Source organism: Pseudomonas sp. BP8 (assembly GCF_017875955.1).
GTDB lineage: Bacteria > Pseudomonadota > Gammaproteobacteria > Pseudomonadales > Pseudomonadaceae > Aquipseudomonas.
This window is the reverse complement of record NZ_JAGINK010000001.1, coordinates 4,808,903-4,830,723: the sequence shown is the minus strand read 5'-3', so window position 1 is coordinate 4,830,723 and position 21,821 is coordinate 4,808,903. Positions and strand designations below refer to the sequence as shown.

The window sequence follows — 21,821 nt, the reverse complement described above, 5'->3', positions numbered from 1 at the left end:
TTTTCTCCAGATGGGTGCTTGTCACCGGTCTGAGGTCCAGAGGCCAAGCCTTTGTACCAGATCCCAGTTTCAATCGGGCGCAAGCCTGAACGATACGCAGCGGTAGTTCAGTCGGTTAGAATACCGGCCTGTCACGCCGGGGGTCGCGGGTTCGAGTCCCGTCCGCTGCGCCATCTTCTGCTACGAGGCCCCTTGAACGCCTCGCAGCAACACAAGAAGAGCGATCACGTTATCGCTTTTTTTGTGCCTGACTGACCGGCATCTTGTGCCTGGAAAGTTAGATCCCAGTTTCAATCGGGCGCAAGCCTGAATGATACGCAGCGGTAGTTCAGTCGGTTAGAATACCGGCCTGTCACGCCGGGGGTCGCGGGTTCGAGTCCCGTCCGCTGCGCCATCTTAGCCTCGAGGCCCCTTGAACGCCTCGAAGCACAACAGAGAAAGCGACCTTCGGGTCGCTTTTTTTGTTTCTCCAGCCGAATATCTTGGCGCAACATTTACACGCGCCTGACGGAGTCTTCACTGATCAGCGGTTTCAGTGATCGAGCATGTGTTGCACAATAGGCCCCATTCGACTTACCTCGGTATTCATGATGTCCAGATCATCCGTCTTCGGTGCGCTCGGGCTGGCCCTTGTGCTGGCGGGGGTATCCGGTTGTTCCTCAAAAAAAACCGCAGTCTACGAGCACGAGAACTTCGATGACTCGGGCACCTACTCGCGCAGCTTTCCGGTCAGTGATGCCGGCTCGTGCGAGGCGGCCCGACGGGCGCTGCTTAGCCAGGGCTATATCATCACCAACAGCGGCGCTAACCAGATTGCCGGCAACAAGAGTTTTCAGCAGAACAGCGAAAACCACCTGCAGATCAGCTTCAGCGTGACCTGTGCGCCGGACAGCAGCGATGACCAGCGCTCGACCATGTTCGCCAACGCCCTGCAGGACCGCTATGCGCTGAAGAAGTCCAACACCTCCGCCAGCCTTGGCGTCGGCGTGTTGGGCTCGGTGTCGATGCCGATCGGCTCGAGTGATGATTCGTTGGTCAAGGTGGCGAGCGAGACGGTGACAGCGCCGCAGTTCTATGACCGCTATTTCGCGTTGGTTGAAAGCTACTTGCCCAAGCCGAAAAAGACCGAAAAGGTCGCGCCGCATGTCGAGCTGCCGAAGCCGGAAAAGCCGGCGCCTGATCTTGGCTTGCCAGAGCAAGCCCCGGCGCCGTTGGCTCCTGTCGCGCCAGCGAATGTGGCGCCGGTTGCAGCCAGCGAGGCGCAACCGGCTGCCGCTGCCGCGCCGCTGACTGAGGCGCCTGCAGTTGCAGCCCCCGTACCCGCCAGCGAGGTGCAGCCGGCACCGGTGGTGGATGACAGCCAAGGATCCCAGCCGATTGCGCCGCCGAGCGAGTCGACGCCGATTCAGGTGGAGCAACCGGCGCCAGTCACCGAAGTGGCGCCTGCAACCCTGTAAGTATTGATTGCCAGTGGCGGCCTCTGTGCGGGGCCGAGCCGCTATCTCAGCGGCCCAAGCCCGCTCCGCTATCAACTTAATTTTCTGTTACAGCTTCCTGCGGATAATGCACAGAACCCCTGCTACGTTTACCACTCATAGCATTGTCATCATTGTTTCATCCGGGCAGCTTAGGTTGGCCGCATGAGCCGAGAACATCATGAGTGAAGAGGACGCAGGGCGATGGACGATTATCAGGAAGAACTACTCGAATTCCAGGCCTATGAACTGGACATCCCGGAACCTACCGACGACGCCACTGAGCTTTAGCCGGTGCGCCGCTGATTGCGGCGAAACTCGCCCGGTGTCAGGCCCGTCCAGCGCTTGAATGCGCGCTGGAAGGCCTCAGCCGACGCAAACCCCAACAGATAGGCAATCTCGCCAAAGGCCAATTCCGTATCGCGGATATAGGTTTCGGCCAGGTCGCGTCGTGTGTCATTGAGCAGGCTGCGAAACCGCGTGCCTTCTTCAGCCAGTTTGCGTCGTAGCGTCCAGGTCGGCAACTGCAGGTGGCGCGCCACTTCCTCCAGATCGGGCTCGCGCCCACCATTGAGCAACGGCCCGAGCAAATGCGTGATGCGCTCGCCGAGGCTGCGAACGCGTGTGCGTTGCGCCAACTCGGCCTCGCAGAGCTGCAGCAAATGCTTCCAGGTGCTGGGGCAGTGCTGTGGATTGGGCAGGTCAAGGGTGGCGCGGTTGAGGCGCAGCTGATTGCTGCTGGCGGCGAATTGCACTGCAGTGCTGCACAGCGGCTGATATTGCGCGGCATACACCGGCGCGTCGAACTCGATCTCGATGCGTTCAGCCTGGATCGGCTGGGCCGCCAAATGACCCAGCTGCGCCAGCCAGCCGGCCAGCAGCGAGTCGACCACAAAGCGGTTGTAGGCGTTGTAGGGGCTGATCGAGTAGAAGCGCAGCCACGCCCCTTGCGCGTCTTCGATGAACAGTGACTGGCCGCGGTAATTGGCGGCATACAGCGGCTCGAAGCGCAGCAGGGTGCGCGCGGCTTCGCCCAGGGTGGGTGCTTGCGCGGCGGTCACGCCGGCCAGGCCGGCCTGGGCCAGACGGCTCAGACTGCCCATGCGCAGGCCCAGGGAGGGATCGTCGCAGAGTTCGATAGCGGCGTGCCCCAGGTGCATGTAGCGCGGTATCGACAAGCGCGCACAGGCTTCGCCCAAGCGCTCGTCGTCCAGGCCGTAGCGGCGCAGCAGCGGCAGCGGGTCGTGCCCGAGTTGCCGCAGCGCATCGGCCAATGGCTGGACGAAACCTACGGCAAGATCACCCAGACGCAGGCGAGGGCGGGGCATGTCGTTACAACCACAGGTTGAGCAGGCGTGCACCGCTATGCGGGCTGCCGGCCAATTGTTCGCCGGCGTGGGAGGCGAAACCTTGGCCATCGCCGCTCAACTCCCAGAACTGCCCTCTGAGGAACACGCTCATGCTGGTGATACCTGCATTGGCGGCCAAGGTCAGTTGTTGCCAGGCGGCCTGTTCGCTGACTTGGCCGCGCTGCAGCGGCAAATCGGCTGCAGCGTCCTGATGGCGGTTGCCGCGCCACGGCGCACCCCAGCTGCCCTTGCCACTGAGAAACACCGGGTTGGCAATCAGTTGCACCGATTGCCCGGCCAGTTGCCGGTAGTTCTCCGGGTACCAGCTGTCGCTGCCGACCAGCACGCCAAGGCGGCCGGCAGGGGTCTGCACGACCTGCAGTGGTTGCTGGCGGCCGTCGTGGATATAGCGTCGCACTTCGCTGTCCGGAAACTGCTGGCGCTGCGGCTGGCCGAGTATCGCGCCGTCACTGCCAAACACCACGCTGCTGTTGAACAGCGGGCCGCTGCCTGCCTGCAGCACGCCCTGTTCGACATAGGGCGCGGGCAGCACGATAGAGCCCGCCACCAAGGTCACGCCGAACTCCTTGGCCAAGCCGCCGAACAGGGCCTGATAGTCGGCCGCCATCTGTGCGGCCTTCATGCGCAGGTGGGCGTCGGCGCGGCGATCATCGCCCGTCGCCCAGAGCATGGCCAGGCCGTAGCGCAGCGGGTTGCTCAGTTCCAGCCACTGCTCGGCCTCGCGTTGCTGGGTAACCTGGTACAGCTCGTTCTTTTCACCGCGGGCCCATAGCCAGGTGCCGATGTGCTCAGGCAGTACCACCACTGTACGCGGGCTGATCAGCCCCTTGGCGCGGGCTTGCTGCAGATAGGCCGAGAGTTTGCGGTGCAGGCGTTGCAGGTTCTGGTAGTCGCTCGGGTTGAGCTGCGGCTCGATGCCCAGCAGGTTGCCATGCTCGCCTGGCACACCCTGGTTGAGCGCCAGTTCGACGCGCAGGTCGGACAGGTAGTGGCCCTCCGGACGTTGCTGAGTCCAGAAGCCATAGCCGCACACGGCGGCAATCATCACCAGCGCCAGGGCGCTTGCCAGAAGTTTACGCATGAAGCGGTTCGGCACCATCGGTACAAAGGATGCCCTAGGGTAGACCCGCTGTGCAGCAGGATCAATAAGTTGTCAGTTTCGATCATTGAGCCAGTTCAAACGGCTGTTTAATGTCGACTGCAGACAAACGACGGGCCCCGCGCGACAGCTGAGGAGCCCGCATTCCGTGATTACGCCACATGTGGAGTTCATCCATGGCTGCCGACCGTTACCCACACCTGCTGGCCCCCCTCGACCTGGGCTTTACCACGCTGCGCAACCGCACCTTGATGGGGTCGATGCACACCGGCCTTGAAGAGCGTCCGGGTGGCTTCGAACGCATGGCGGCCTATTTCGCCGAACGTGCCCGTGGTGGCGTCGGCCTGATCGTCACCGGCGGTATTGCGCCGAACGATGAGGGCGGAGTGTACTCGGGGGCGGCCAAGCTGAGCACCGAGGAAGAAGCCGACAAGCACCGCGTCGTCACTGAGGCGGTACATGCTGCTGGTGGCAAGATCTGTCTGCAGATCCTCCATGCCGGGCGTTACGCCTATAGCCCGCGCCAGGTCGCACCGAGCGCGATCCAGGCGCCGATCAATCCGTTCAAGCCCAAGGCGCTGGACGAGGAGGGAATCGAAAAGCAGATTCACGACTTCGTCAATTGCGCCGCGTTGGCCCAGCGCGCGGGGTATGACGGGGTCGAGATCATGGGTTCGGAAGGCTACTTCATCAATCAGTTCCTCGCCGCGCACACCAACCAGCGCGACGACCGTTGGGGCGGCAGCTACGAAAACCGCATGCGCCTGGCAGTGGAAATCGTCAGCCGGGTGCGCGAGGCGGTGGGGCCTAATTTCATCATCATCTTCCGCCTGTCGATGCTCGACCTGGTCGAAGGCGGCAGCAACTGGGACGAGATCGTACTGCTGGCCAAGGCTATCGAACAGGCTGGCGCTACCCTGATCAATACCGGCATCGGCTGGCATGAAGCGCGTATTCCGACCATCGCCACCAAGGTGCCGCGCGCGGCGTTCAGCAAAGTCACGGCCAAGTTGCGTGGGGCGGTGAGCATTCCGCTGATCACCACCAACCGCATCAATACGCCGGAGGTCGCCGAGGCGGTGCTCGCCGAAGGTGATGCCGACATGGTGTCGATGGCCCGGCCGTTTCTCGCTGACGCAGACTTCGTCAACAAGGCCGCCGCCGGCCGTGCCGATGAGATCAATACCTGCATCGGTTGTAACCAGGCCTGCCTGGATCACACCTTTGGCGGCAAGCTGACCAGTTGCCTGGTCAACCCGCGTGCCTGCCATGAGACCGAGCTGAACTACCTGCCCGTCGCCCACAGCAAGCGTATCGCCGTGGTCGGCGCTGGCCCGGCGGGGCTTGCGGCGGCCACCGTGGCCGCCGAGCGTGGCCATCAGGTGACCTTGTTCGATGCGGCCGCAGAGGTCGGCGGGCAGTTCAACGTGGCCAAACGCGTGCCGGGCAAGGAAGAGTTCTTCGAGACCCTGCGCTACTTCCGCAACAAGCTGAAATCGACCGGCGTCGAGCTGCGCCTGAACAGCCGGGTTGGCGTCGATGAGCTGGTTGCCGGCGGTTTTGACGAGATCATCCTGGCCACCGGGATTGCCCCACGCAGCCCGGCGATTGCCGGCATCGAGCATGCCAAGGTGCTCAGTTATCTGGACGTGCTGCTCGAGCGCAAGCCGGTCGGCCAGCGTGTGGCAGTGATCGGCGCGGGGGGTATTGGTTTTGATGTGTCCGAGTTCCTCGTGCACGAGGGCGTGGCTACCAGCCAGGACCGGCAGGCGTTCTGGCGCGAATGGGGCATCGATACGCAGCTCGAGGCACGCGGTGGCGTTGCCGGGGTCAGGCCTGCGCCGCATGCGCCCGCTCGTCAGGTGTACCTGCTGCAGCGCAAGGCATCCAAGGTGGGTGATGGCCTGGGCAAGACTACCGGTTGGATTCATCGCACTGGGCTGAAGAACAAGCAGGTGCAGATGCTCAATAGTGTCGAATACCTGGCGATTGATGATGACGGCCTGCATGTGCGCATCGGCGATGGCGAGCCGCAGCTGTTGGCGGTGGACAACGTGGTGATCTGTGCCGGGCAGGAGCCGCTGCGCGAGCTGCAGGAGGGTCTGCTGGCGGCGGGGCAGTCGGTGCATTTGATCGGTGGTGCGGATGTGGCGGCGGAGCTGGATGCCAAGCGGGCGATCAATCAAGGCTCGCGTTTGGCGGCCGAGCTTTGATGTTCGTTCGTCAGGGCATTTGGCGTTGACCCGTCAGCCTTTCACGGGATTTGAAACTGCATCTGGCTCGTGTACGCCGGGGCTGCTCTGCAGCCCTTTCGCGACACAAGGCCGCTCCCACAACGCGACCGCGCCAGCTTGAGGTTTAGTGCAAGACAGAATCTCTCATAGAACGGTGCTTACCTCGATAGCGGCGCTGGCCTCTTGTGTGCGGGCCTGCCCCGCGATTGTGTCCGCTCATGCACCTGATAGACTCGGCCGATGCACGCCGAATTCTCCTCGCTCCCCGTCGCTCCCCTGCAATCTCTGCACTTGCCCTGGCTAGACCGCGCCGGTCTGCAGGTCGCGGTGCTGCGCTTGGACCTGATCGACCCGCTGATCAGCGGCAACAAATGGTTCAAGCTGCGCGACCATCTGATCCAGGCAAAAGCCGCAGGCGCGCCGGGCTTGATCAGCCTCGGCGGCAACCATTCCAATCACCTCCATGCCCTGGCCGCCGCGGGCAAGCGCTTCGGCCTGGCCACGGCCGGCTTGCTCCGCGGCCATCCCCAGGACACGCCAACCGTAGGTGATCTGCAGGCCATGGGCATGCATCTGCACTGGCTCGGCTATGGCGGCTACCGGGCGCGCAATGAACCCGGGTTCTGGACGCCATGGCAAGCGCTTTACCCCAACTGGTACTGCATACCCGAAGGCGGCGGTGGCCTGCACGGCGCTCAGGGTTGCGCGCTGATTGTGGAGCAGGCCCAGGCGCAATTACTGCCCGCGTTGGGCTGGGAAGACTACGACGCTTGGTGGTTGGCGGCGGGCACTGGCACAACCTTGGCGGGTCTGGTGCTGGCGGAGGCGGGTAAACACTGGGTTCATGGCGCGCTGGCTGTGCCCCGTGAACACGGCGTGCCGGCAACCGTTGCCAGCTTGGCCGGCGCCCAGGGTTACCAGTTGCACGATGCCTGCCGGGGTGGCTTTGCCCGCATCGACGCGGACCTGTTGGCCTTTATCGCCGAGAGCGAGCGGCACACCGGCATGCCGTTGGAGGCGGTCTATACCGGCAAGGCCCTGATGGCGTTGCGCGAACAGGTCGAGGCCGGGCAGTTCGCGCCCGGCACCCGACTGATCTTCCTCCACACCGGCGGCCTGCAGGGCCGGCGCGGCTACTTGTAGGGCAGCATGCGCAGCAGGGTGTTGTCGCGCCTCACCCAGTGGTGATAAAGCCCGGCCACGGCGTGCAGGCCAATCAACCAGTATCCCCAGCTGCCCACGCGCTCATGCCAGCCCTTGATGAACTTGGCCTGGCCCGAGTCAGGGCCGATAAGCGCCGGCAGTTCCAGCCCGTAGAACGGGATCGGCTTGTCGGCGGCGCTGAGGATCAGCCAGCCGGCCAGGGGCAGACCGATCATCATCAGATAGAGCAGCAGATGCACCAGGTGCGCCATGCCGGTCTGCCAGGCCGGTGGCTTGGGCACGATCGGCGGCGCGCGGCGGCTCAGGCGCACGGCCAGGCGCAGCCAGACCAGCACGAACACAGTCAGGCCGAGCATGAAGTGCAGCTCTTTCATCAGGTCGCGTTCGGCACTGTCCTTGGGGAACAGCCCGCGCAGTTCGATACAGGCGTAGACGGCGGCCAGCAGCACCAGCATCAGCCAATGCAGAGCGATCGACAGGCGCGGGTAATGTGCAGCGGGGGTGGATGAGACCATGGGCGTTCCTCATCATCAGGTCAAAAGTGGCGCTCTTGCTGGCGCTTGCCTGTAACTCTAATCGCTGTGTGGAATACTTCTTTGCTTCAGATCCATGAATCGGTGCCGACATCGCGTGCCAGATGATGGCCCTGGCGACCTGTGCAACCTTCGGCAATACCTGCGCCCTGATCCAGCTACCGCCGACCAAGCAGCTCCCGGCATGGCCGGTCAGTTCGGCAGGTGTGGCCAGCTGTCAGCTACCAGAAACAGCCGCTGGCGTTCCTCCCAGGCGCCATCGGCGCCCTGCACCAGCCTGACCAGCAATTGCGCTGGCGCAAACTCATCCAGTGCCTGCAGCCAGCTCTCGAAATACGCTGGCGTCCAGCAGTGCGCCTGTTCGATCCGGGCCGGCGCGAGCCAGTCATGCCGCGGCAATGCTTGCCAGCGACCGCACGCTACGTGGCTGCAATACGCCAACCAGTCACGTCGGTACACCCACTGCCCCTGCAAGTGCCCCGGATTGGCCCCGGCGGGCGGCTGCGCATGCCCAGGGGCGGGGTAAAACAGGTAGCCGCCAAGCCACAGGTGCGCCTGCACTTCGGCCACCCCCAGGGCTGCGAGAATCGCCCGGCTCTGCGGCCGTGACGAGATCGGTAGCTGGTGCCCGACCAGGTGGGCAAGCTTCTGCCCCAACCGGTCATGACAACCTGGGCCAAGCCACTGTGCCGGGTCCTGCCCATCGGCGTCTGGTGGGCCGAGGTAGAGCTTGATCGCCAATTCCAGATGGTGCACGCCTTCGCGGTCGCGCAGGAGGATGTCCAGCTCGCCCAGGGTTTGCCGGCCTTCTCGGATCGCCAGGTTGGCCGCCAGCAGTTCGATACCGGGCGCATGCCTCAAGGCAAACTGCCAGAGCCTCTCGTAGTACAGGCCCAGACGTCGGCTGGTGAGTCCGCTCAGCCAGTCATGCAACAGCCGCGGGTCGCTGTCCAGGGCCAGCAACCAGTCGCCCAGGCGCTGCGGATCGTCAGCCCAGGCACTGGCCGCCAACGGGTGGCGCTGGGGGCAGGGAGGCGTGTGTAACAGCGGTGGCGACAGCACGGCCCAGGCCAGATCGCGCACCGCAGGGTGGCGCAGTTGGCGGGGCAGGTCGCGCAGCTCGGCAAAGGGCGTCATCCAGCGAGCATAGCCGGTTTGCCGCTGGCCGGTCGTTTCGACCATAATCCTCGCTATCGTTACCCGCCGCAGAGCCTTGCAGGAGCACCATGGAGCAATTTCGCAATATCGGTATCATCGGCCGCCTGGGCAGTTCCCAGGTGCTCGACACTATTCGCCGACTGAAAAAATTCCTCCTCGACCGGCACCTGCACGTGATCCTCGAGGACACCATCGCCGAAGTGCTGCCCGGGCACGGCCTGCAGACCTCGACGCGCAAGCTGCTTGGCGAGGTCTGCGACCTGGTCATCGTCGTCGGCGGTGATGGCAGCCTGCTGGGCGCCGCCCGCGCCCTGGCCCGGCACCATACCCCGGTGCTCGGGATCAACCGCGGCAGCCTGGGTTTTCTCACCGACATCCGCCCGGACGAGCTGGAGGTCAAGGTCGCCGAAGTGCTCGACGGCCACTACCTGGTCGAAAACCGCTTCCTGCTGCAGGCCGAAGTCCGTCGCCACGGCGAGGCCATCGGCCAGGGCGACGCCCTCAATGACGTTGTGCTGCACCCCGGCAAGTCGACCCGGATGATCGAGTTCGAGATCTACATCGACGGCCAGTTTGTCTGCAGCCAGAAGGCCGACGGCCTGATCGTCGCCACCCCGACCGGCTCGACCGCCTATGCGCTGTCTGCCGGCGGCCCGATCATGCACCCCAAGCTCGACGCCATCGTCATCGTGCCGATGTACCCGCACACCTTGTCGGGCCGGCCGATCGTGGTCGATGGCAACAGCGAACTGAAGATCGTCGTCTCGCAGGACCTGCAGATCTACCCGCAGGTCTCCTGTGACGGCCAGAACCACTTCACCTGCGCCCCGGGCGATACCATCACGGTCAGCAAGAAGTCGCAGAAGCTGCGCCTGATCCACCCGCTCGACCATAACTACTATGAGGTCTGCCGCACCAAGCTCGGCTGGGGCAGCCGCCTGGGGGGTGGAGGCGACTGATGCTCGATCCAGCGCGAAGTTTCGACATCATTGGTGACGTGCACGGCTGTGCACAGACCCTCGAACGGCTGCTCGATACCCTCGGCTATCAGCGTATAGGCGGTGTCTGGCGGCATCCGCGGCGTCAGGCACTGTTTCTCGGCGACATCGTTGACCGGGGGCCGCGCATCCGCGAGGCGCTGCATATCGTCCACGACATGGTCGAGGCCGGCCAGGCCTTCTGCATCATGGGCAACCATGAATACAACGCCCTGGCCTGGGTCACCCCGGCGCTGCCCGGCAGCGGCAAGGCATTTGTCCGTGAACACACGCCGCGTCATGCCCGCTTGATCGACGAGACCCTGACCCAGTTCGCCCAGCATCCGCGCGACTGGCAGGATTTTCTCGCATGGTTCTATCAAATGCCGCTGTTCGTCGACGCCGGGCGTTTCCGCCTGGTGCACGCCTGCTGGGACCCGCAACTGATCGAGCCGCTGCGCCAGCAGTACCCACGCGGCTGCATCGACGAGCACTTCGTGCAGGCCTCGGCGGTCACCGGCAGCTTTGCCTCGAACGTCTGCAACCGCCTGCTGCGCGGCACCGACATGCGCCTGCCGGACGGCCTCACGCTGACCGGTGGCGATGGCCTGACCCGCGCGTTCTTCCGCACCAAGTTCTGGGAAGAAGACCCCCAGACCTACGGTGATATCGTCTTCCAGCCCGATGCCCTGCCGGTGGAAGTGGCCAGCGCGCCGCTCAGCCATACTCAGAAAAACGCCCTGCTGCGCTATGAAGAAGACCAACCGTTGTTGTTCGTCGGCCATTACTGGCGCAGCGGCCGACCGACACCCATCCGCCCCAACCTGGCCTGCCTGGATTACAGCGCCGTGCTCTACGGCAAGCTGGTGGCCTACCGGTTGGATGATGAAACCCGCATCGACCCGCACAAGTTCGTCTGGGTCGATGTCGACCGCCCGCAGGACACTCAATGAACGTTATCGAAGTACTGCGCCTGCCGTTGGCGGTCGACCTCAGCGGTTTCGTCCACCTGCTGCGCCGTCTGCAGGTGCCGCATCGGGTCAGTGAGGAGGGCGAGGAGCAGGTGCTCTGGGCGCCGGAAACCCTGGTCAACGATGTGCGCGAGCTGTACCAGCGTTACCCCGAAGGCAATGACCAGATCGAACTGCCGGCCGAAGCCCAGGCCAACCTGCCGCAACGCCCGTCGCTGGCCGAGCAGGCCCGCGCCTGCAAGGTCACCGCGGCGGTGCTGCTGCTCAGCGTGGTGGTGGCCGGGCTGACTGGGCTGGGCGACAACCTGGCGAGCATTCGCTGGTTCACCTTTCTCGATTTTCGCGTGCAGGGCGACTACGTCTACTTCACCTCGCTGGCCCAGAGCCTGGGCGAAGGCCAGTGGTGGCGCCTGGTGTCGCCGATGCTGCTGCACTTTGGCGTGCTGCACCTGGCGATGAACGGGCTCTGGTACTGGGAGCTGGGCAAGCGCATCGAGCTGCGCCAGGGCCCGTGGCTGTTGCTCAGCCTGACCCTGCTGTTCAGCCTGGTGTCCAACCTGGCTCAGCACTTTGTCGGTGGCCCGAGCCTGTTCGGCGGCTTGTCCGGGGTGCTCTATGGCCTGCTCGGGTATGTCTGGCTGTACCAGTGGCTGGCGCCCAATCCCCATTACCGTCTGCCCAAGGGCGTGCTGGTGATGATGCTCATCTGGCTGGTGGTCTGCCTTTCGGGGCTGATCGGCCAGCTCGGCTTTGGCCAGATCGCCAATGCCGCCCACGTCGGCGGCCTGCTCATCGGATGCCTGACGGGCCTCTTGGGCGGTGGCCTGGCCCGGCGTAAACTGTCGGCTTGATTTAGGAGACGCTATGTCCACATTCGCGCAAATGATCGAAAACATCACCCCGGAAATCTACCAGAGCCTGAAAACGGCGGTGGAACTGGGCAAATGGTCCGACGGCCGCAAGCTGACCGTCGAGCAGAAAGAGCTGTCGCTGCAGGCAGTGATCGCCTGGGAGATGCAAAACCTTCCCGAAGACCAGCGCACCGGCTACATGGGGCCGCAGGAATGTGCCTCGAAGTCGGCGCCGATTGCCAACATTCTGTTCAAGTCGGACTCGGTACATTGATCGAACTCGCTCGTGGCTCTTTGAGCAAGATGGCGGTGCGTCTTGAAGCACCGGTCGTGCAGTACAGCTTTCGTCTGGGCGAGGAGCAGGTCGCGGTCAATCCGCTGATCGGCAAGACGCTGCGCCTGGAGTATCTCGGCGCCATTCACTGCAGCCATTGCGGCAAGCGCACCAAGACCAGCTACAGCCAGGGTTACTGCTACCCGTGCATGACCAAGCTGGCGCAGTGCGACCTGTGCATCATGGCCCCGGAGCGCTGCCACTACGACGCCGGCACCTGCCGTGAACCGTCCTGGGGCGAGCAATTCTGCATGACCGACCATGTGGTCTACCTGGCCAACTCGTCGGGGATCAAGGTTGGTATCACCCGTGCCACCCAGCTGCCCACCCGCTGGCTCGACCAGGGTGCCAGCCAGGCCCTGCCGATCATGCGCGTGGCCACCCGCCAGCAGTCCGGCCTGGTCGAAGACGTGTTGCGCAGCCAGGTGCCCGACCGCACCAACTGGCGCGCCCTGCTCAAGGGCGAGGCTGAAGTGCTCGACCTGCCGGCGATACGCGATGAGATCTTCAATGCCTGCGCCGAGGGCATTCACGCACTCCAGCAGCGCTTCGGCGTTCAGGCCATCCAGCCGCTGGCCGATGCCGAGGTGGTGCAGATGCGTTATCCGGTCGAGGCCTATCCGAGCAAGATCGTCAGCTTCAACCTCGACAAGACCCCAATCGTCGAAGGCACGCTGTTGGGCATCAAGGGTCAGTACCTGATCTTCGACACCGGCGTGATCAATATTCGCAAATACACGGCCTACCAGTTGGCCGTGCATCAGTAAAAAGGACAGCCACATGCGTACCGAACAACCGCAAGTGATCTACCTCAAGGATTACCAGGCGCCCGAGTACCTGATCGACGAGACGCACCTGACCTTCGAGCTGTTCGAGGACCACAGCCTGGTCCATGCGCAACTGGTCATGCGCCGCAACCCGGCGCGTGGCGCCGGCCTGCCGCCGCTGGTGCTCGATGGCCAACAGCTCGAACTGGTCAACGTGCAACTGGACGACCAGAGCCTGTCCGCCGCCGACTATCAGGTCGATGACGACAGCCTGACCCTGCACCCGCAGGCCGAACGCTTCACCCTCGATACCACGGTCAGGATCCACCCGGAAACCAACACCGCCCTCGAAGGCCTGTACAAGTCCGGCAAGATGTACTGCACCCAGTGCGAGGCGGAGGGTTTCCGCAAGATCACCTATTACCTCGACCGCCCGGATGTGATGAGCACCTTCACCACCACGGTGATCGCCGAGCAGCATCGCTACCCGGTGTTGTTGTCGAACGGCAACCCGGTTGGCAGCGGTCCTGCTGAAGACGGTCGGCACTGGGCGACCTGGGAAGACCCGTTCAAGAAGCCGGCCTACCTGTTCGCACTGGTTGCCGGTGACCTCTGGTGTGTCGAAAACAGCTTTACCCGCCAGTCTGGCCGTGACGTGACCCTGCGCATCTATGTCGAGGAAGAGAACCTCGACAAGTGCGAGCACGCCATGACCAGCCTGAAGAAGTCCATGCGCTGGGACGAAGAAGTCTATGGCCGGGAGTACGACCTGGACATCTTCATGATTGTCGCGGTCAACGACTTCAACATGGGCGCCATGGAAAACAAGGGCCTCAACATCTTCAACTCCAGCTGTGTGCTGGCCCGCGCCGAAACGGCCACCGATGCCGCCCACCAGCGCGTCGAAGGGGTAGTCGCCCACGAGTATTTCCACAACTGGACCGGCAATCGCGTGACCTGCCGCGACTGGTTCCAGTTGTCGCTCAAGGAAGGCTTCACGGTGTTCCGCGACGCCGAGTTCAGCGCCGACATGAACTCGCGCACGGTCAAGCGCATTGAAGACGTCGCCTACCTGCGCACCCACCAGTTCGCCGAGGACGCAGGGCCGATGGCCCACCCGGTGCGCCCGGACAGCTTCATCGAGATCTCCAACTTCTACACACTGACGGTGTACGAGAAGGGCGCCGAAGTGGTCGGCATGGTCCGCACCCTGCTGGGCGCTGAAGGTTTCCGCAAAGGCAGCGACCTGTACTTCGAGCGCCATGACGGCCAGGCCGTGACCTGCGATGACTTCATCAAGGCCATGGAAGACGCCAATGGCGTCGACCTGACCCAGTTCAAGCGCTGGTACAGCCAGGCTGGCACGCCACGCCTGGAGGTCAGCGATGCCTACGACGCCAGCGCCCAGACCTACAGCCTGACTTTCCGCCAGAGCTGCCCGCAGACCCCGGACAAGGCTGAAAAGCTGCCGTTCGTGATCCCGGTTGCGCTGGGCTTGCTGGACGCCGACGGTAATGACCTGGCGCTGCGCCTGCAGGGCGAAACCAGCGGCGTTGGCAGCAGCCGCGTGCTGTCGCTGACCGAAGCTGAACAAACCTTCACCTTTGAAGGCATCACTGCCAAGCCGTTGCCGTCGCTGCTGCGTGGCTTTAGCGCACCGGTCAAGCTGAGCTTCCCCTACGATCGCGATCAGCTGATGTTCCTCATGCAGCACGACAGCGACGGTTTCAACCGCTGGGAGGCCGGGCAGCAGCTGTCGGTGCAGGTCTTGCAGGAGCTGATTGGCCAGTACCAGCGGGGCGAAGCGCTCGTGCTTGACCCGCGTCTGATCACTGCGCTGGGGACGGTGCTGGGCAACCAGTCGCTGGATCCGGCGATGGTCGCCGAGATGCTTTCGCTGCCGGGCGAGGCCTACCTCACCGAGATCAGCCAGGTGGCCGACGTCGATGCCATCCATGCCGCGCGCGAGTTCGCCCGCAAGCAGATCGCCGAGCAGCTGTTCGATGCCCTGTGGGCGCGCTACCAGGCGCACCGGGAGGTCTCTCGCAGCACGCCTTACGTTGCCGCCGCCGAGCATTTCGCTCGCCGCAGCCTGCAGAACATTGCCCTGTCGTACCTGATGCTCAGCGGCAAGCCGCAGGTGTTGGCCGCGACGCTGGAGCAGTTCGAGCACTGCGACAACATGACCGAGCGCCTGACCGCCCTGGCGGTGTTGGTCAACTCGCCGTTCGAAGCGGAGCGGGCCACCGCGCTCGAAGCCTTTGCCGAGCACTTCAAGGATAACCCGCTGGTCATGGACCAATGGTTCAGCGTTCAGGCTGCCAGCGCGTTGCCTGGTGGGCTGGCGCGGGTCAAGGCGTTGATGCAGCATCCGGCGTTCACCCTGAAGAACCCGAACAAGGTGCGTGCGTTGGTGGGGGCGTTTGCTGGGCAGAACCTGGTCAACTTCCACGCGGCGGATGGCTCGGGGTACCGCTTCCTGGCTGATCTGGTGATCGAGCTGAATGCGCTTAACCCGCAGATCGCTTCGCGCCAGTTGGCGCCGCTGACGCGCTGGCGCAAGTATGACGCTGCGCGTCAGGCGGTGATGAAGGGTGAGCTGGAGCGGATTCTGGCGTCTGGGGCGTTGTCCAGTGATGTGTATGAGGTGGTGAGCAAGAGCTTGGCTTGATTCGAACTGGGTGAACTGGGGGCTGCGGTGTGGCCCCTTTTGGTTGTTTACGGATTGGCGGGGGCTTTTGGGTTAGGGGCTTATCCATTTGATGTGGTGGGTTTTCGGGCCCCTTCCGCCCTTACGGCGGGTCACTTTTTTTCTTGGAAAAAAGTAACCAAAAACCGCTTGCTCCTGCATCCGGCCCCTCCGCTGCGCTGCGGGGTTCCCTCGCTCCGGTCTTGCTCCGGGAGGACCGCGCTGTACGGCCCATCCTGGGCCTCAGCGCTTTCCGGCCATCCATGGCCTCCACCTCCCTGCGCAAGACCTCCACTTGGCCTCCTGAAGTCGCTGGTAGATCAAGAGCAAGATCAACAGCCAGGGCAACGGCTGGCGAATCGCTGCGCTCTCGCTTTGTTTATTTACCAGCGGATTTGTGGGGTGGCTGGCAGGGCTGCGCCCTGCGATTTGCATTGGCAGTACCGGCCTCTTCGCGGGACAAGCCCGCTCCTACAGGTACAGCGCCGAATTCAAAGTTTGCGCAGTCCCTGTAGGAGCGGGCTTGCCCCGCGAAGAGGCCCGAATATCCACCACACCTGCCACTATCGAAGACAACGCCAGCCCAGACGCCGCCTGTAACTTAGCGACCTCAGGAGGCCGTATGTGGGAGCCAGCGGTTTTTGGTTACTTTTTCCAAGAAAAAAAGTGGTCCGCCGTAAGGGCGCAAGGGGCCATCAGCCACACGACATAAAACGGATAAGCCCCCAAGCCCCAATCTGATCCAACCCCCCCGACAACCCGTCAATAGGCTTTTTCCTGCTTAACAAAAGATAACGTCCCTCTCGTTGTCATCCCCAAGACTTCCCCGCTAGGATGGCCCAAAGCTATTGCAGGCCTCTGGCACAGGCTTTTCGCAGTACCTGCAAGGCATTGACCCACTAAGAAGAACACAATAGGGGAAGGTCATGAGGGAGCGGCAAATCGCACACGCCAGGCGCGCAGCCTGGCCGTTGGCGGCCGGCGCAATGCTGGCGTTGGCACTGGGAATGTGGACCGGCAGCGTCGAAGCCGCCGCCGCCGATGAATACTCCAGCGAGTCGGCCAAGGCCAGCGAGAGCCTGCTGATCGACGTCGCCCATGCCGGCCAGCGCCTGGTCGTGGTCGGTGATCGTGGCCATATCCTCTTCTCCGATGACCAAGGCAAGACCTGGACCCAGGCCCGCGTACCCACCCGGCAATTGCTCACCGCCGTGTTCTTCCTTGACGACAAACGCGGCTGGGCGGTCGGCCACGATGCCCAGATCCTCGCCAGCAACGATGGTGGCGCAACCTGGACCAAGCAGTTCGAAGACCTCGCCCGCGAAGCCCCCTTGCTCGACATCCGCTTCATCGATGCCCAGCACGGCTTTGCCGTCGGCGCCTATGGTGCATTGCTGGAAACCACCGATGGCGGCCAGCACTGGCAGGATGTCGGCGAGCGCCTGGACAACCCCGACCAGTTGCACCTTAACGGCATCGCCGCGATCAAGGACGCCGGCCTGTTCATCGTCGGCGAGCAGGGCAGCATGTTCCGCTCCGCCGACAACGGCCAGAGCTGGGCGCCTGTGCAGAGCCCTTACGAGGGCTCGCTGTTTGGCGTGATCGGTACCGCCCAGGCGCGGACCCTGCTGGCCTACGGCTTGCGCGGCAACCTGATGCGCTCCACTGATTTTGGAGACACCTGGCAGTCGATTGAGCTCAGGGCCGCGCGCGGCCCGCTCGAATTCGGCCTGGCAAGCGCTACGCTTGTCGATGATGGCAGTGTGGTACTGGTCGGCAATGGTGGCAGCGTGCTGCGCAGCAGCGACGACGGTCAGACCTTTACGGTCTTCAATCGCGCCGATCGCATCGCCTTGGCCGGCGTCAGTGGCCTGGCCGATGGTCGCCTGCTGCTGGTCGGCCAAGGCGGCGTGCACCTGGCCAACGCCAAAGGTGCCGAGGAAGTGCAGCCATGACTCGCCGGGAGAGCTTTGACATGCACCAGCACGACCAGGACAAGACCACGCTGCTCGAGCGCCTGATCTTCAACAACCGACCGGTGGTGATCGGCCTGTGCCTGCTGGTGAGCATTTTCCTGTTCTGGCAGGCCACGCAGATTCGTCCCTCGACCAGCTTCGAAAAGATGATCCCGCTGCAGCACCCGTTCATCGAACAGATGCTCGAGCACCGCAACGACCTGGCCAACCTCGGCAATACCGTGCGTATCTCGGTCGAGGCGGTCAACGGCGACATCTTCGACAAGGACTACATGGAGACCCTGCGTCAGATCCATGACGAGGTGTTCTATATTCCCGGCGTCGATCGCGCCGGCTTGAAGTCGTTGTGGAGCCCCAGCGTGCGCTGGACCGAGGTAACCGAGGAGGGCTTCGCTGGCGGTGAGGTGATCCCCAATACCTATAACGGCTCGGATGATAGCCTCGACAAGTTGCGTGACAACGTCCTCAAGTCGGGCCAGGTCGGCCGTCTGGTGGCCAACAACTTCAAGTCGAGCATCGTCGACGTGCCGTTGCTCGAAAGCTACCCGGACCCGCAAGACCAGGGTCGCCAGATCAAGCTCGATTACCAGCAGTTTTCCCATCAGCTGGAAGAGAAGATCCGCGACAAGTTCCAGGCGCAGAACCCCAACGTGAAGATCCACATTGTCGGCTTTGCGAAAAAAGTCGGCGACCTGATCGATGGCCTGGTGATGGTCGCGCTGTTCTTTGGCGTGGCGCTGGTGATCACCTGCATCCTGCTGTACTGGTTTACCTGGTGTGTACGCAGCACCATTGCCGTGCTCATCACCACCCTGGTGGCGGTGGTCTGGCAACTGGGCCTGATGCATGCGGTGGGCTTTGGCCTGGACCCTTACTCGATGCTGGTGCCGTTCCTGATCTTCGCCATCGGCATCTCGCACGGGGTGCAGAAGATCAACGGCATCGCCTTGCAATCGAGCGGTGCCGACAATGCCCTGACCGCCGCCCGGCGTACGTTCCGGCAACTGTTCCTGCCCGGGATGATCGCCATTCTTGCCGACGCCGTGGGCTTTATCACCCTGCTGATCATCGACATCGGGGTAATCCGCGAACTGGCCATCGGCGCCTCGATCGGCGTCGCGGTGATCGTCTTCACCAACCTGATCCTGCTGCCAGTGGCGATCTCCTACGTGGGTATCAGCAAGAAAGCCATCGAGCGCAGCAAGAAGGACGCAACCCGCGAGCACCCGTTCTGGCGCCTGCTGGCGAATTTCGCCAGCCCCAAGGTGGCGCCGGTATCCATCGCTCTGGCCCTGGTGGCGTTCGCCGGTGGGCTCTGGTACAGCCAGAACCTGAAGATCGGTGACCTTGACCAGGGCGCGCCGGAGCTGCGTCCGGATTCGCGCTACAACCAGGACAACCACTTCATCATCAGTAATTATTCGACCAGCTCCGATGTTCTGGTGATCATGGTCAAGACGCCCTCGGAGAGCTGCTCGATCCACTCGACCATGGCACCGATCGATGAACTGATGTGGACCATGCAGAACACCCCGGGAGTGCAGTCGGCAATTTCCCTGGTGACCGTGTCCAAGCAGATGATCAAGGGCATGAACGAGGGCAACCTGAAGTGGGAGACCCTGTCGCGCAACCCCGACGTGCTCAACAGCTCCATTGCCCGTGCTGACGGTCTGTACAACGCCGACTGCTCGCTGGCGCCGGTGCTGGTATTCCTCAACGACCACAAGGCTGAAACGCTGGAGGGGGTAACCGCAGCGGCCAAGGCATTTGCCGACACGCATAACAAAGACGGTTTGCAGTTCTTGTTGGCCGCTGGCAACGCTGGCATCGAAGCAGCCACCAACGAGGTGATCAAGTCGGCCGAGCTGACCATCCTGATCCTGGTCTACCTGTGCGTGGCGATCATGTGCCTGATCACCTTCCGATCATTTGCCGCCACCTTGTGCATCGTCCTGCCGCTGGTGCTGACCTCGGTGTTGGGCAACGCGCTGATGGCGTTCATGGGCATTGGCGTCAAGGTCGCGACCTTGCCGGTGGTGGCGCTGGGGGTAGGCATCGGCGTCGACTACGGGATCTACATCTACAGCCGCCTGGAAAGCTTCCTGCGCGCGGGCCTGCCGTTGCAGGAGGCCTATTACCAGACCTTGCGCTCCACCGGCAAGGCGGTGTTGTTTACCGGCCTGTGCCTGGCGATCGGTGTGTGTACCTGGATCTTCTCGGCGATCAAGTTCCAGGCGGACATGGGCTTGATGCTGACCTTCATGCTGCTGTGGAACATGTTTGGCGCGTTGTGGCTGTTGCCGGCGTTGGCACGGTTCCTGATCAAGCCGGAGAAGCTGGCGGGCAAGGAGGGCGGTTCGATCTTTGCCCATTGAGCGGTGTGGTATCGGGGGTAGCTCTGCGCGCGGCCGGGCCGGCCTCTTCGCGGGGCAAGCCCGCTCCTACAGATTTTGTGGGCGCCATGCCTGCGCGAAGGCTGACCACTGTCCCCAGGCAATCACTATTCCTGTAGGAGCGGGCTTGCCCCGCGAACACCGGCAAAGCCGGTGCCATCCCCCACGCTGCGTGGGCCGGCCTCTTCGCGGGACAAGCCCGCTCCTACAGATTTTGTGGGCGCCATGCCTGCGCGATGGCTTACCACTGTCCCCAGGCAATCACTAATCCTGTAGGAGCGGGCTTGCCCCGCGAACACCGGCAAAGCCGGTGCCATCCCCCACGCTGCCTGGCCCGGCCTCTTCGCGGGACAAGCCCGCGCCTTCAGGGTATGCGCGACAGCTCGGCCCACAGGTATAATGCCGGTCTTTACCCTTCAGGTACTGCCATGACCACCCTCGCCACCGCCCTCGAATCCAGCGATATGCTCCTGATCGACGGCCTGCACGCCTTTGACTTCACCTTCGACGCCAAAGGCCTGTTGGTCGAGTGTATGGACGGTCGCGACCTCAAGCGCTGGAAATTCACCGCCGAACAAGTTGCCGCGGCAGTCGGCGCGGGTGACGAATGGCGCCTCAACGATGACCAGGGTGAGCATCAGCTAGTCTGTATGAGTGCCGTGAGCGCCTCGGACGACGATGAAGATGACTACGATGATGAAGAGCCGGACCTGGAAGCGCCTGCTGAGCGCTAGTCTGATGAGCCTGTTTCTCGATGCGCATGCCGCGACGTTACTGGTAGGCAGTTATACCGATGGGGCTAGCCAAGGCATCTATCGCTACCACTTTGACAGCCAGAGCGGCCAGATCGAAGCCAAACCCTTGCAGGTGGTCAACAGCGTGAGCCCGTCGTGGCTGGTGTTGTCTGCCGACCAGCGCCTGCTGTTCGCGGTCAATGAAACGCCGCAGGGCCATGTCAGCAGCTTCGCCCTCAGCGCCAAAGGCGAGATCAAGCCGCTGAATCAGGTCGCCAGCCAAGGTGACGAGCCGACCCACGCCAGCCTCAGCCACGACCAGCGCTACCTGTTCGTCGCCAACTACGCCGTGGCGCCCGATCCGGGCGGCAGTCTCGTGGTGATCCCGGTAGCCAAGGATGGCAAGCTTGCGCCATTGGTGCAGCAGGCGCGGCACACCCCGAGCAAGGTCAATCCGGAGCGTCAGGCCGGTGCCCATGTGCACTCGCTGGTGCCGTCACCCGACGGTCGCCATCTGTACGCGAGCGATCTGGGTGCAGACAAGGTGTTCATCTATCGCTACGACGGCGCCAGCACTGTAAAACCGTTGAGCCCGGCGATCCCTGCGTCGGTGAGCCTGCCGCCAGGCAGCGGGCCGCGGCACCTGTTGTTCGATGCCAAAGGTCTGCATGCTTATCTCACCCTCGAAATGAGCGGTGAAGTGGTGATGTTCGCGGTCGAGGATGGCGCGCTTGCCGAGCGTCAGCGGCTTGCGCTTACGGCGAGCAATGATGTTGCCGCAAAAGCGTCGGGCGGTCTGCATCTGTCGGTCGATGGGCGTTTTCTGTATGTCAGCAACCGCGGCACGGCCAACGAGATCGTGGTATTTGCGGTAGGCAAGGACAACGGCGAGCTGAGCGTTTTGCAGCGGCGTTCGGTGGAGGGTGATCACCCCCGTGAGTTTGCCCTCGATCCAAGCGGCAACTTCCTCTTGGTCGCCAACCAGAAGAGCAACCAGATCGTCGTCATGCGCCGCGACCCGCGCAGTGGCAAGCTGGGCGAGACGGTGCAGAAACTGGCTCAGGATGCGCCTTCCGATCTCAAGTTTCTGGAGTGA

Annotated in this window: 17 protein-coding genes and 2 tRNA genes; 15 read left to right on the top strand and 4 right to left on the bottom strand. The window is 63.2% G+C overall.

What is annotated here, in order from left to right; translation table 11 throughout:
- Positions 1-96: 96 nt before the first annotated feature.
- The 3 genes from J3B00_RS21155 to J3B00_RS21145 all read left to right on the top strand — a co-directional run bounded on the left by J3B00_RS21155 (position 97) and on the right by J3B00_RS21145 (position 1,457).
- Positions 97-173, top strand: a tRNA-Asp gene (locus J3B00_RS21155).
- Between the two features lie 144 nt (positions 174-317).
- Positions 318-394 (top strand) — tRNA-Asp (locus J3B00_RS21150).
- Positions 395-590: 196 nt separating this feature from the next.
- Positions 591-1,457 (top strand): DUF2242 domain-containing protein, encoded by an 867-nt coding sequence (locus tag J3B00_RS21145; protein ID WP_209871429.1) that lies wholly within the window; start codon positions 591-593, stop codon positions 1,455-1,457.
- A gap of 305 nt (positions 1,458-1,762) precedes the next feature.
- On the opposite strand, the gene J3B00_RS21140 is transcribed toward J3B00_RS21145, so the two are convergent.
- Positions 1,763-2,803 (bottom strand): AraC family transcriptional regulator, encoded by a 1,041-nt coding sequence (locus J3B00_RS21140; RefSeq protein WP_209871426.1) that lies wholly within the window; start codon positions 2,801-2,803, stop codon positions 1,763-1,765.
- Positions 2,804-2,807: 4 nt separating this feature from the next.
- On the bottom strand, positions 2,808-3,926 hold the full coding sequence (locus J3B00_RS21135) for a carbon-nitrogen hydrolase family protein (RefSeq protein WP_209871422.1): 1,119 nt from the start codon (positions 3,924-3,926) through the stop codon (positions 2,808-2,810).
- A gap of 194 nt (positions 3,927-4,120) precedes the next feature.
- Between J3B00_RS21135 and J3B00_RS21130 the strand changes: the two genes are divergently transcribed.
- Both J3B00_RS21130 and J3B00_RS21125 read left to right on the top strand, forming a co-directional pair.
- On the top strand, positions 4,121-6,157 hold the full coding sequence (locus tag J3B00_RS21130) for an NADPH-dependent 2,4-dienoyl-CoA reductase (protein ID WP_209871419.1): 2,037 nt from the start codon (positions 4,121-4,123) through the stop codon (positions 6,155-6,157).
- A 261-nt stretch (positions 6,158-6,418) separates the two neighbouring features.
- Positions 6,419-7,321 carry a pyridoxal-phosphate dependent enzyme gene (locus J3B00_RS21125; RefSeq protein WP_209871416.1) on the top strand — a complete coding sequence of 301 codons (903 nt, stop codon included), beginning with the start codon at positions 6,419-6,421 and terminating at the stop codon, positions 7,319-7,321.
- On the opposite strand, the gene J3B00_RS21120 is transcribed toward J3B00_RS21125, so the two are convergent.
- On the bottom strand, positions 7,312-7,857 hold the full coding sequence (locus tag J3B00_RS21120; protein ID WP_209871413.1) for a cytochrome b: 546 nt from the start codon (positions 7,855-7,857) through the stop codon (positions 7,312-7,314). The two genes, J3B00_RS21125 and J3B00_RS21120, sit on opposite strands and share 10 nt — an antisense overlap.
- Positions 7,858-8,067: 210 nt before the next feature.
- Entirely contained in the window at positions 8,068-9,057 is a 990-nt protein-coding gene (locus J3B00_RS21115; protein WP_209871410.1) for a DUF1853 family protein, read from the bottom strand.
- 44 nt (positions 9,058-9,101) lie between these two features.
- Here J3B00_RS21115 and J3B00_RS21110 point away from each other — a divergent pair, with 44 nt between their 5' ends.
- From J3B00_RS21110 to J3B00_RS21065, 10 genes are all read left to right on the top strand, one after another.
- Positions 9,102-9,992, top strand: coding sequence for an NAD(+) kinase (locus J3B00_RS21110; RefSeq protein ID WP_209871407.1), 891 nt, complete (start codon positions 9,102-9,104; stop codon positions 9,990-9,992).
- Positions 9,992-10,963, top strand: coding sequence for a metallophosphoesterase (locus J3B00_RS21105; protein WP_209871404.1), 972 nt, complete (start codon positions 9,992-9,994; stop codon positions 10,961-10,963). Before J3B00_RS21110 ends, J3B00_RS21105 begins: the two co-directional genes overlap by 1 nt.
- Positions 10,960-11,832 (top strand): rhomboid family intramembrane serine protease, encoded by an 873-nt coding sequence (locus tag J3B00_RS21100; protein ID WP_209871401.1) that lies wholly within the window; start codon positions 10,960-10,962, stop codon positions 11,830-11,832. Before J3B00_RS21105 ends, J3B00_RS21100 begins: the two co-directional genes overlap by 4 nt.
- A gap of 13 nt (positions 11,833-11,845) precedes the next feature.
- Complete coding sequence (locus tag J3B00_RS21095; RefSeq protein WP_209871399.1) at positions 11,846-12,106, top strand: DUF1315 family protein; 261 nt, start codon at positions 11,846-11,848, stop codon at positions 12,104-12,106.
- Complete coding sequence (locus J3B00_RS21090) at positions 12,103-12,933, top strand: DUF2797 domain-containing protein (protein WP_209871396.1); 831 nt, start codon at positions 12,103-12,105, stop codon at positions 12,931-12,933. Before J3B00_RS21095 ends, J3B00_RS21090 begins: the two co-directional genes overlap by 4 nt.
- 13 nt (positions 12,934-12,946) lie before the next feature.
- Positions 12,947-15,604 (top strand): aminopeptidase N, encoded by a 2,658-nt coding sequence (pepN, locus tag J3B00_RS21085; RefSeq protein ID WP_209871393.1) that lies wholly within the window; start codon positions 12,947-12,949, stop codon positions 15,602-15,604.
- Between the two features lie 944 nt (positions 15,605-16,548).
- Positions 16,549-17,577, top strand: a complete 1,029-nt coding sequence (locus J3B00_RS21080; protein WP_209871388.1) for a YCF48-related protein — start codon at positions 16,549-16,551, stop codon at positions 17,575-17,577.
- Between the two features lie 20 nt (positions 17,578-17,597).
- A complete protein-coding gene (locus J3B00_RS21075; protein WP_209871385.1) occupies positions 17,598-19,973 on the top strand; it encodes an RND family transporter in 2,376 nt (791 codons plus the stop codon).
- 446 nt (positions 19,974-20,419) lie between these two features.
- A complete protein-coding gene (locus J3B00_RS21070) occupies positions 20,420-20,725 on the top strand; it encodes a DUF5629 family protein (protein ID WP_209871382.1) in 306 nt (101 codons plus the stop codon).
- Positions 20,676-21,821, top strand: coding sequence for a lactonase family protein (locus J3B00_RS21065; protein ID WP_209871379.1), 1,146 nt, complete (start codon positions 20,676-20,678; stop codon positions 21,819-21,821). Before J3B00_RS21070 ends, J3B00_RS21065 begins: the two co-directional genes overlap by 50 nt.

Bases quoted from the DNA above. Each gene is read 5' to 3' on its own strand.
- J3B00_RS21135 (WP_209871422.1), bottom strand. From the start codon at position 3,926: ATGCGTAAACTTCTGGCAAGCGCCCTGGCGCTGGTGATGATTGCCGCC.
- J3B00_RS21070 (WP_209871382.1), top strand. From the start codon at position 20,420: ATGACCACCCTCGCCACCGCCCTCGAATCCAGCGATATGCTCCTGATC.
- J3B00_RS21110 (WP_209871407.1), top strand. From the start codon at position 9,102: ATGGAGCAATTTCGCAATATCGGTATCATCGGCCGCCTGGGCAGTTCC.
- J3B00_RS21080 (WP_209871388.1), top strand. From the start codon at position 16,549: ATGAGGGAGCGGCAAATCGCACACGCCAGGCGCGCAGCCTGGCCGTTG.
- J3B00_RS21075 (WP_209871385.1), top strand. From the start codon at position 17,598: ATGCACCAGCACGACCAGGACAAGACCACGCTGCTCGAGCGCCTGATC.
- J3B00_RS21140 (WP_209871426.1), bottom strand. From the start codon at position 2,803: ATGCCCCGCCCTCGCCTGCGTCTGGGTGATCTTGCCGTAGGTTTCGTC.
- J3B00_RS21065 (WP_209871379.1), top strand. From the start codon at position 20,676: ATGACTACGATGATGAAGAGCCGGACCTGGAAGCGCCTGCTGAGCGCT.
- J3B00_RS21125 (WP_209871416.1), top strand. From the start codon at position 6,419: ATGCACGCCGAATTCTCCTCGCTCCCCGTCGCTCCCCTGCAATCTCTG.
- pepN (WP_209871393.1), top strand. From the start codon at position 12,947: ATGCGTACCGAACAACCGCAAGTGATCTACCTCAAGGATTACCAGGCG.
- J3B00_RS21130 (WP_209871419.1), top strand. From the start codon at position 4,121: ATGGCTGCCGACCGTTACCCACACCTGCTGGCCCCCCTCGACCTGGGC.
- J3B00_RS21120 (WP_209871413.1), bottom strand. From the start codon at position 7,857: ATGGTCTCATCCACCCCCGCTGCACATTACCCGCGCCTGTCGATCGCT.
- J3B00_RS21115 (WP_209871410.1), bottom strand. From the start codon at position 9,057: ATGGTCGAAACGACCGGCCAGCGGCAAACCGGCTATGCTCGCTGGATG.
- J3B00_RS21095 (WP_209871399.1), top strand. From the start codon at position 11,846: ATGTCCACATTCGCGCAAATGATCGAAAACATCACCCCGGAAATCTAC.
- J3B00_RS21100 (WP_209871401.1), top strand. From the start codon at position 10,960: ATGAACGTTATCGAAGTACTGCGCCTGCCGTTGGCGGTCGACCTCAGC.
- J3B00_RS21145 (WP_209871429.1), top strand. From the start codon at position 591: ATGTCCAGATCATCCGTCTTCGGTGCGCTCGGGCTGGCCCTTGTGCTG.
- J3B00_RS21105 (WP_209871404.1), top strand. From the start codon at position 9,992: ATGCTCGATCCAGCGCGAAGTTTCGACATCATTGGTGACGTGCACGGC.